This window comes from Idiomarina sp. UBA3176, from assembly GCF_002364295.1.
Lineage (GTDB): Bacteria > Pseudomonadota > Gammaproteobacteria > Enterobacterales > Alteromonadaceae > Idiomarina > Idiomarina loihiensis.
Window position 1 is genome coordinate 149,871 of the sequence record NZ_DEXU01000018.1, and the last position, 8,270, is coordinate 158,140.

The following is an 8,270-nucleotide window of genomic DNA, read 5'->3' on the forward strand; positions in this document are numbered from 1 at the left end:
GTGCGTACGGGTTGAACTTATATTTATAAAAGTTATGACGTTACATTATGACTTTTGTTTGAGATTTTTCAAGCATTGCTGACCAAAGTGACAGGAAAACGGACAATAAACTCCACGCCGTTCTTTTCTTCACTAAAGAAGTGAATGTTTCCGCCCAGTACCTGAGTCACTAAATTATAGACCAAATGCAGACCCAGCCCGCTGCCGCCGGAACCTCGTTTGGTGGTCACAAAAGGGTCAAATATTTTACGGTTAATATCACTGGGAACACCTTTACCATTGTCGGTATAAACCATTTCCAGCTTGTCATCACCTACCATAGTAAAGCTAATGTCGACTCGTCCGCTGCTATACCCTTCAAAAGCATGGATCATAGAATTGACAATAAGGTTAATCAGCACCTGATTTAACGGTCCGGCTTTAGCGCGCACAGTCAGCCCTTCAGGGCATGAAATACGGATAGGGTATTTCTCCGGATCCAGGCGTCTGGGCTTAACCGAAATAAGAACATCGTTCATGAACGACGGAATATGAATATCCCGGTCAATTTCTGATGACTGATCAACTGCCACCTGCTTGAAGCTGGTAACCAGATCCGCCGCCCGGCCCAAATTACGGTAAATAATTTGCAGGTTTTCATCGCAATCACTTAAAAAGCGCTCGAACTCTGAGGTTGAAATTCGCTTCTCGTCGAATTTCTCCTGCATTATCGTTAATTTGTCCTGCAGCAAAGTGGAAGCGGTAACTGACAGACCTATTGGTGTATTAACCTCGTGGGCAATACCGGCCACCATGTCGCCCAGTGACGCCATTTTTTCCGATTCAACCAGTTGCCCCTGATACTGGTGCAGTTGTTCCAGTGTTTTAAGCAGCTCACTGTTGGATTCTTTTAGTGCCTGGGTACGCTGAGTAACCTGACGTTCCAGCTCGGTATTTAACTGACTGGCTTCTTCTTCGGCCCGGCGCTGCCGGCTAATGTGTTGCTGCACACGATCAAGCATGGTGTTAAATGCGTGCGCCATCATATCGAATTCAACCAGCTTTGACGGCGCCAGGCGCAATGAATAGTTTTTGTCCCGGGCAACCTGAGAAATCACATCAACTACGCTGTCTAATGGCGTGACAATAGTCTTTCGCAAGCGCAAAGTTATTAGCCAGCAAAGTAGCAGTGTCAGTACGAAAACCACGCTGGCAATGCCAATTGAGCGCCACATGAATAAGCGGGCCTGCTCCAGTGAGCCACGCAAATACACGTAACCAATGACTTCATCGTCAAGTACTACGGGCTGAGAAACTTCAATGTAGTTGTCGTTAGTTTGCGGTGTTGTCAGTTTATCCAGTTTAGCGAACCGCGCCGGAATAGGGGGCAGGCCTTTTTTATTGTAGCTCGAGAAAAAGGTCAGTTCGTTACTGGTTTCATCCATTTTGTAGACATGAACATGCTGAATAAACGAGGTGTTCTCTAATGAACTCAGGCGTTGTTTTTCGTTAGCGTTGTCATTAAAAACTAAGCTGCTGGCAGCGTTGCCAGCCACAATGCGGGAATAAGACAAAGCCTGGTCATGCAATGATTCCTGATATTGTGCAACCTGACTCACAATATTAACCGTAAAACCGACGAGAAGCGCGAAGCTGGTGACCAACAACACGATATAAATCAGTATGCGCTTCAGTGAAATGGTATGCATTCAGTCTACGGCTCAATCTCTGAAAAAATTATATGTTTACTAATGTTAGCAAAGCGTTAACAAAAAGGCATCAGTTAAACAAAAAAACGGGTTATTTATCGACAAGTTGCATGGTAAACACGATAACGGCCATTATCGGCTATAACACTGCAGTTGCCAAACACCGATTCAATAACCTCTGGCCAGGGCAGAAAACGGTTAGCAACGACTCTAAAAGCACCTTGTTTATTAAGGTGTTGCCGGGCATTGCTAATAAATTTCCGTGCAATTTCATAGTCGGTTCTCTGTCCGGTGTGAAACGGGGGATTACTGACAATGAAATCAAACTGTCCGGCATTTTCCGGTATGCCATCGGCTAAACGCAACTCGGGTGTTATTGGTTCATTGGCCAGTGTTATCTCACTGGCGGCAATGGCAATAGGACTCACATCACAGGCCATAAGTTCAGTGGCCACTGAAGCTAACTGCTTAGCGATAACTCCCGCACCGCAGGCAAAATCCATACCGCGGCCTTTGGGTAGATCCTTAATATGTTGCAGTAACAGCAAAGTTGCCGGGTCAATATGCTCACGACTGAATACGCCAGGCAAAGTAACAAAAGACTCTTGTTGCTGGTTTAATTCATAAGTGATGTTTTTGGCGTAGTCCTCAACCGAGGCGCTTTGATGAACCTGCTCATTGCGTTCACTGGCAAAAAGCAGGCAATGGTTTGCCGAAGCCAGTTTCTGCGGCGGCTGTAACCAGGCAGGCAAATGTTTCATTAAAGGTTGAATACCAGAGCGTTTTTCGCCGGCAAACCATACCGGAGTGCCAGTTGGTAACGACGCTAACTGTTCCAGTAAATACTGATTTAGCTCTTTTTCCTTTGCTACCAGAAATAAAACACCGTCGTAATGACTAAGGTTAGGAGGTTGAATTTGGCAAAAAACCGGGCGCCCGGCTGCTTTCCAATAAGCCGCGTGACCCGCGTGAAAACTCCAGGCCGAGGCATTAGGTAAGGCAGATAATTCGCCACCACCGGGATGAATAACCAATAATGAGCCATTAGCCCAGGGTTGCCCGGACTGACGTCCAAGCATAGATAAAATTGCAGCTGACATAGTGATACTCAACGGCTTAGAGCAAGCTGTCTACTCGTAGTTTTTTGTCCTGAAGTAAGAACATTGTACCATTTCGATGTTCTTTTATGCGCAGACTTTTCTCTTTAAAGATAAACAAAATACCCGGGAAGACTTCTTTGCTGACCATAGTGCGCAAAACGGGGTGGTTTTCGAATGCTTCCAGTATCGAATCTATGCTGGTTCGGGTATTAACAATGCGAGCTTTAAGTTTGCGTAACTCAATTTTTAGCTTTTTCTGGTATTCGAGTTTTTTCACGCCATCTTCCAGTTTGTCGCAACGGTTTAACCCCTGCTGTACCACTTTTACTCTGGCCAGAGTTTTTGCCAGCAGCGCCCGCATACTGTTTAAGTGCTGAAGTGACTGGGGGTCAGCGGGCGGAAGCGACCAGTAAATACGGGTTTTAGTGCCAGCCGGAGCGCCCAGCTGTCCACAATAGACATGATCACAGGTTTCAATAGTGCCACCAATGAGTTTGCCGCGGGCATTACGGCCTTCACCACCAATGGCCAGCGGTCCTTTGGTTATGACATGGCAATGGGTTAACTGTTTGTCCGTATTCACACCGGTTTGAGCTTCAAAGTAGGAATACTGAGCATAGGCACACCAGATGGAACCACCGGCAACAAGCTTGGTGGACACATCGGGTATCCATTCGTCGGCATCTTCGTCGTGCTCGGCATTGTCACCTGAATGAATCAGGTGGCCAATACAGCCTTTACGCACAGTGATATTGCCATCGGCGTATAGCTCGGCAGAATCGACATAGCCGCCAACCGTAATGTCGCCTGTACAAGTTACCTTCATTCCTTCACTGACATTGCCGGTGACAATCACGCTGCCCTTAAACTTAACGTGACCAGTTGATACATCGACGTTGTTTAGCTGCATAACATCATCAACTTGCACGCTGTTTTCGTTAAAACTAGGCATGCCGGTTCGGTCAGCAACAATTAAATTGGTATCGGTATCGCTGACGCGTGTCCCTTCTCCGGGTTTAAAGTCCCGATCTTCACCGTCCCGGGCTTCCAGTTCCCGTCCAAAAACAGTAAAACCAACACGACCTTTGCTCGGAGGTATCTTCTGCAATAGCGGAGAGTCTGGATCAACCGTGACTTCGGCTCCTAAATCGCGCATGTCCGCTGTACCGTCTTCACGCAACTGAGGGCGTAACACGCGTTTTCGAGCATCATCTGTCAGGGGTTTAAATTTGGCATTGCTGCCATTGATAGGGTATTTTCCCTTGGCCACGGTAACCGATAGCTCAGCACCGGGTGGAGCTTCATTAGTGTGTTCAACCAAGGCGTCAATAGCCTTGCGCTGAATGCCCGAGGTGATTTTCTTTTCCTTCAGCTTGGCAATGATAGATTCCTGCGTCAGGGCTTTGCCGCCATAACCGACAATACCGCTGGCAGTGACTTTCATATCATCGTCGCTTACTTGCAAATTTAAATCAGCGTCAAAAATCTCGGCAATAGCGACTTGAAAGGGAATGCTGCTGTTAGAGTCTTTACTGTAATGCTGGGAATACTTTGTTGCGGTTTGCAGCAGCATTTGTGGATCAAGCAATTTTGCAGCCGAAAACTTAGAAGCCTGCCAAGCTTGCTGTAGTTTATCTGCTTTGACCTCTGAGGGAGGGGTGCCGGCATCAATACTGATGTACACATCTCTTTCAGAAACCCGGAAACTGACCGGACTGGACATAGGGCGCCTGTACTCTAATTGTTGTTATAATTTTTATCGGGCTATTTTAACGAATGTTTACCCTTTTTTGTATTAATTTTAATCGTCCAGGACAACTTCATTACAGTAGCTTGCTATTTTTTCATTCACTGCGGCTAATTCAACGTTAACTTGTGTAATTGCTTCAGCGCGCTGCTCATAAGTCTTCTGCTGCCAGTTTTTGAAAAGTTGTGCAGCCAAAAGGCTCAAGTCAGTCGCGCCAATAGTAGCACTTAAACTTTTTAACGTATGTAACTGTAAGCGGGCCGCTTCAACATCTTCTAATAAGTCCTCTGTATTCAGCAAAGGAGCAAACTGTTCCAGGTAACAGTTCAGCACTTCCCGGTAGAGGTTGTGCTGGTTATCACAATGGCGCAGACCGCGGTTAAAATCAATCTGTACTGAATTACTGCTCATAAGGTTTGTTCTCGTAAACCTCGGTAAAAGAATCAACGCTTTCGGTAGCGTCCGACATGGCGTCTTTATCAAACTGTGCAACGTTGAATAAGGCTTCGCCTTCATTAGCTACCGGAATATTACTGCAGCCTATAATAATGCCGCGTACCGGAGATTCAACCGCATCGCCTTCGCCACCATGCGGGTTAACGCTTAAGGCTAATACTTGTTGTTTCTGAATGGTTTGTCCTAGCTCAACTTTGGGAATAATAAGGCCGTCGCGTTCTGCCCGAACCCAGGTGGAACGACGGGCAATGACAGGTGTAATACGACGACCACGACGGCGGCCTTTCATCATTTTTAAGTGCTTCATTACATTCTGTACGCCAATAACGCCGGCACTTATCGAGGCCTCATCAAAGCGCAGTCCTTCACCTGCCTCATATAAAATGAGAGGAATACCGAGCTCATTGGCTAAAGCCCGCAAGGAACCGTCGCGCTCTTTAGAGTGCAGAATAACCGGCGTGCTGAAAACCTTCGCCATGGCCAGTGCTTTTTCGTTTTCAACGTCTACCCGAATTTGCGGCAGGTTACTGCGGTGAATAGCTCCCGTGTGCAAGTCCACAATGTGGGTCGACTTTTTGACCAGCTCTTCACTGAACAAATACGCCATACGACTTCCCAGAGCACCGCGTTCCGAGCCCGGAAAGCAACGGTTTAAATCACGCCGGTCAGGCAAATAGCGAGACTGCTGAATAAACCCAAATAAGTTAACAATAGGCACCACAACTAAAGTGCCGCTGAGCGTGCGGGCGTCGGTGGTATTAATTAAGCGTCGGCAAACTTCAATGCCGTTCAGCTCATCACCATGAATAGCCGCGCAAACCAGCAATACCGGTCCGGGCTTTGTGCCATGAAACACATCTATGCGTAAGTCCAGCGGTGCGTCGTTATATAAACGCAACGCGGGCAGAGTTATATGCTGATGCGATCCCGGCTCTACCCATTGTCCAGCCAGTTCAAAACCGTTCATTTTATCCTTGCCCTTTGGTACGGGTTTTATGCGCTTTGGCGTTTTTCTCAAGAAAGGTAATAATTTGCGACGCAACGTCTTTCTCGGTTGCCTGTTCAATACCTTCAAGCCCGGGTGACGAGTTCACTTCCATAACTAATGGGCCATGGTTAGAGCGTAAGATATCCACACCCGCTACGTTAAGCCCCATGGTTTTAGCGGCTTTAACCGCCGTTGCGCGCTCAGCCGGTGTTAGTTTAACTAACGACGCGCTGCCGCCACGGTGCAAATTTGAACGAAACTCACCGGCTTTTGCCTGGCGCTTCATTGCTGCAATGACTTTGTCGCCAATAACCAAACAGCGAATGTCCGCACCACCAGCTTCTTTAATATATTCCTGCACCATAAAGTTGGAGTGCAGACCCATAAAGGCTTCAATAACACTTTCAGCGGCCTGACGGGTTTCGGCTAACACCACACCAATGCCCTGAGTACCTTCCAGCAATTTAATAACCAGCGGCGCGCCGCCAACCATGTCAATGAGGTCAGGAATGTCCTGTGGCTGACTGGCAAAACCAGTTGTCGGCAGGCCTATGCCTTTTCGCGACAGCAATTGCAGCGATCGCAACTTGTCGCGGCTACGGGAAATGGCAACCGACTCATTTAACGGATAGCTGCCTATCATTTCAAACTGGCGCAAAACAGCGGTGCCATAAAAGGTCACTGACGCTCCAATACGCGGAATAACGCAGTCGTAGTGGGGCAGTTCCTTGCCGTGCTTATGGATGGATGATTCACGCGCATTAATGTTCATGTAACATCTTAGCGGGTTAAGCACGTCAACTTCGTGTCCACGCTCTTCAGCGGCTTCCACTAAGCGGCGAGTTGAATAAAGTGAGGCGTTACGCGATAAAATCGCAATTCTCATTGCTCTTCTCCTAATAAGTGAGAGGCTTGTGGATCTACGATAAAGTTTCCGCGCATGGCTTGTCGACCCAATAACATACGGAACTTCATGGTGTCTCTATTAGTTAATGTCAGTTCGACCGCCTGGTCAAACTTACCCAGTTGTAATCGGGTTCGGATCACATAACGGGTTTCAGTATGACCGCCGGAGTCGGTTACTTCACGTTTATCAAATACCGGGGCTTCGCACACTTGTTCGCGCAAAGAGCCTTGCTCCGGGTGCATAAAAATACGCAACCATTCCTGGCTGTCGCGTTCAAAAGGTTCAAGTTTGAACGCGTGTAAACACGAAGTTTTGGCGCCAGTATCGACTTTCATATGAATCAGATTAATATTGAGTTCAGGAAGTGCTCCCCACTCTTGCCAGCCAATTGTTGTCATTGTGCTACCTTGTTGTAAATCTTGAATGCTTAATACAGTATTTTTGGTAAAACGCAATTTTTATTGATCGATAGCCATAATTTTTACGTTCGTTTTGAAAACTGCTAGGTTTAATAAGATACTTAGTAATAAGACTCAACTTAAGGATAGCTCATGTCTGTTTGCCCATCTTGTGATTGTCGAAAACCTTTGGGGTTTGGCATTAAAATGGCCTTTCAGCCCATTGTCGATATTTCCAGGAAAAGCGTATTCGCACACGAGGCTCTGGTTCGCGGAGAAAACGGCGAGGGTGCCGGACGAATATTGGGGCAAGTGACTGAAGACAACAAGTACACTTTTGATCAAACCTGTCGGGTTAAGGCAATAGAGACAGCTTCTCGTATTCAATTACCGGGTAGTTTAAGCATTAACTTTATGCCTAACGCCATATATGAACCGGAAACTTGTCTGGCAACCACTTTATCGACAGCCCGCAAAACCGGGTTTGACCGGAATAAAATTATTTTTGAGGTGACTGAGCAGGAACAGGTTGTGAGCCAGGAGTTTCTGGTGGAAGTGTTTGAAGCTTATCGTAAAGAGGGGTTCAGAACCGCCATCGATGACTTTGGTGCCGGTTACGCCGGTTTGAATTTATTGGCTGACTTTCAGCCGGACATCCTGAAAATTGATATGAAGCTGATTCGGGACATTAATCACAATAAAGTGAAGCAAACACTGGTTCGTTCCATTCAGCAAATTTCAGAAGAGCTGGGTATCCAGCTAATAGCCGAGGGCATTGAAACCGAAGACGAGTACAAATACCTGCGCGACAGTGGCATTACCCTAATGCAAGGCTACTTCTTCCAAAAACCCATGCTGGAAGCCTTCCAGGACATTAATTTCCCGTAACCTGACATTTATGTCAGGTGAGATCCTGGTTCTGTGCGCCCTGTAACCTGACATTTATGTCAGGTGATATATCGCTCCTGACGTAAACGTCATATATG

General features: G+C 46.8%; 8 protein-coding genes. 1 reads left to right on the top strand and 7 read right to left on the bottom strand.

What is annotated here, in order from left to right:
* Window positions 1-68 precede the first annotated feature (68 nt).
* The 7 genes from B2U97_RS07620 to B2U97_RS07650 form a co-directional block, all read right to left on the bottom strand.
* The gene (locus tag B2U97_RS07620) at window positions 69-1,688 is read right to left on the bottom strand and encodes an ATP-binding protein (RefSeq protein WP_286823002.1); all 1,620 of its coding nucleotides are present in this window, start codon (window positions 1,686-1,688) and stop codon (window positions 69-71) included.
* Between the two features lie 95 nt (window positions 1,689-1,783).
* Entirely contained in the window at window positions 1,784-2,788 is a 1,005-nt protein-coding gene (locus B2U97_RS07625) for a class I SAM-dependent methyltransferase (RefSeq protein ID WP_034818482.1), read from the bottom strand.
* Window positions 2,789-2,804: 16 nt separating this feature from the next.
* Window positions 2,805-4,511 (bottom strand): DUF342 domain-containing protein, encoded by a 1,707-nt coding sequence (locus B2U97_RS07630; protein WP_034818481.1) that lies wholly within the window; start codon window positions 4,509-4,511, stop codon window positions 2,805-2,807.
* 78 nt (window positions 4,512-4,589) lie between these two features.
* Window positions 4,590-4,946, bottom strand: a complete 357-nt coding sequence (locus B2U97_RS07635) for an Hpt domain-containing protein (RefSeq protein ID WP_034818480.1) — start codon at window positions 4,944-4,946, stop codon at window positions 4,590-4,592.
* On the bottom strand, window positions 4,936-5,958 hold the full coding sequence (locus tag B2U97_RS07640; protein ID WP_034818479.1) for a succinylglutamate desuccinylase/aspartoacylase family protein: 1,023 nt from the start codon (window positions 5,956-5,958) through the stop codon (window positions 4,936-4,938). Before B2U97_RS07640 ends, B2U97_RS07635 begins: the two co-directional genes overlap by 11 nt.
* A gap of 1 nt (window position 5,959) precedes the next feature.
* A complete protein-coding gene (rimK, locus tag B2U97_RS07645; protein WP_011233758.1) occupies window positions 5,960-6,865 on the bottom strand; it encodes a 30S ribosomal protein S6--L-glutamate ligase in 906 nt (301 codons plus the stop codon).
* Window positions 6,862-7,284, bottom strand: coding sequence for an ATP-dependent zinc protease (locus B2U97_RS07650; RefSeq protein WP_034818478.1), 423 nt, complete (start codon window positions 7,282-7,284; stop codon window positions 6,862-6,864). Before B2U97_RS07650 ends, rimK begins: the two co-directional genes overlap by 4 nt.
* A 153-nt stretch (window positions 7,285-7,437) precedes the next feature.
* Between B2U97_RS07650 and B2U97_RS07655 the strand changes: the two genes are divergently transcribed.
* Window positions 7,438-8,172: an EAL domain-containing protein gene (locus B2U97_RS07655; RefSeq protein WP_034818477.1), complete on the top strand. Its 735-nt coding sequence runs from the start codon at window positions 7,438-7,440 to the stop codon at window positions 8,170-8,172.
* The last annotated feature ends 98 nt before the right edge of the window (window positions 8,173-8,270 follow it).

Coding starts and splice junctions, on each gene's coding strand:
- B2U97_RS07620 (WP_286823002.1), bottom strand. CDS start 1,688: ATGCATACCATTTCACTGAAGCGCATACTGATTTATATCGTGTTGTTG.
- B2U97_RS07635 (WP_034818480.1), bottom strand. CDS start 4,946: ATGAGCAGTAATTCAGTACAGATTGATTTTAACCGCGGTCTGCGCCAT.
- B2U97_RS07655 (WP_034818477.1), top strand. CDS start 7,438: ATGTCTGTTTGCCCATCTTGTGATTGTCGAAAACCTTTGGGGTTTGGC.
- B2U97_RS07640 (WP_034818479.1), bottom strand. CDS start 5,958: ATGAACGGTTTTGAACTGGCTGGACAATGGGTAGAGCCGGGATCGCAT.
- B2U97_RS07650 (WP_034818478.1), bottom strand. CDS start 7,284: ATGACAACAATTGGCTGGCAAGAGTGGGGAGCACTTCCTGAACTCAAT.
- B2U97_RS07630 (WP_034818481.1), bottom strand. CDS start 4,511: ATGTCCAGTCCGGTCAGTTTCCGGGTTTCTGAAAGAGATGTGTACATC.
- rimK (WP_011233758.1), bottom strand. CDS start 6,865: ATGAGAATTGCGATTTTATCGCGTAACGCCTCACTTTATTCAACTCGC.
- B2U97_RS07625 (WP_034818482.1), bottom strand. CDS start 2,788: ATGTCAGCTGCAATTTTATCTATGCTTGGACGTCAGTCCGGGCAACCC.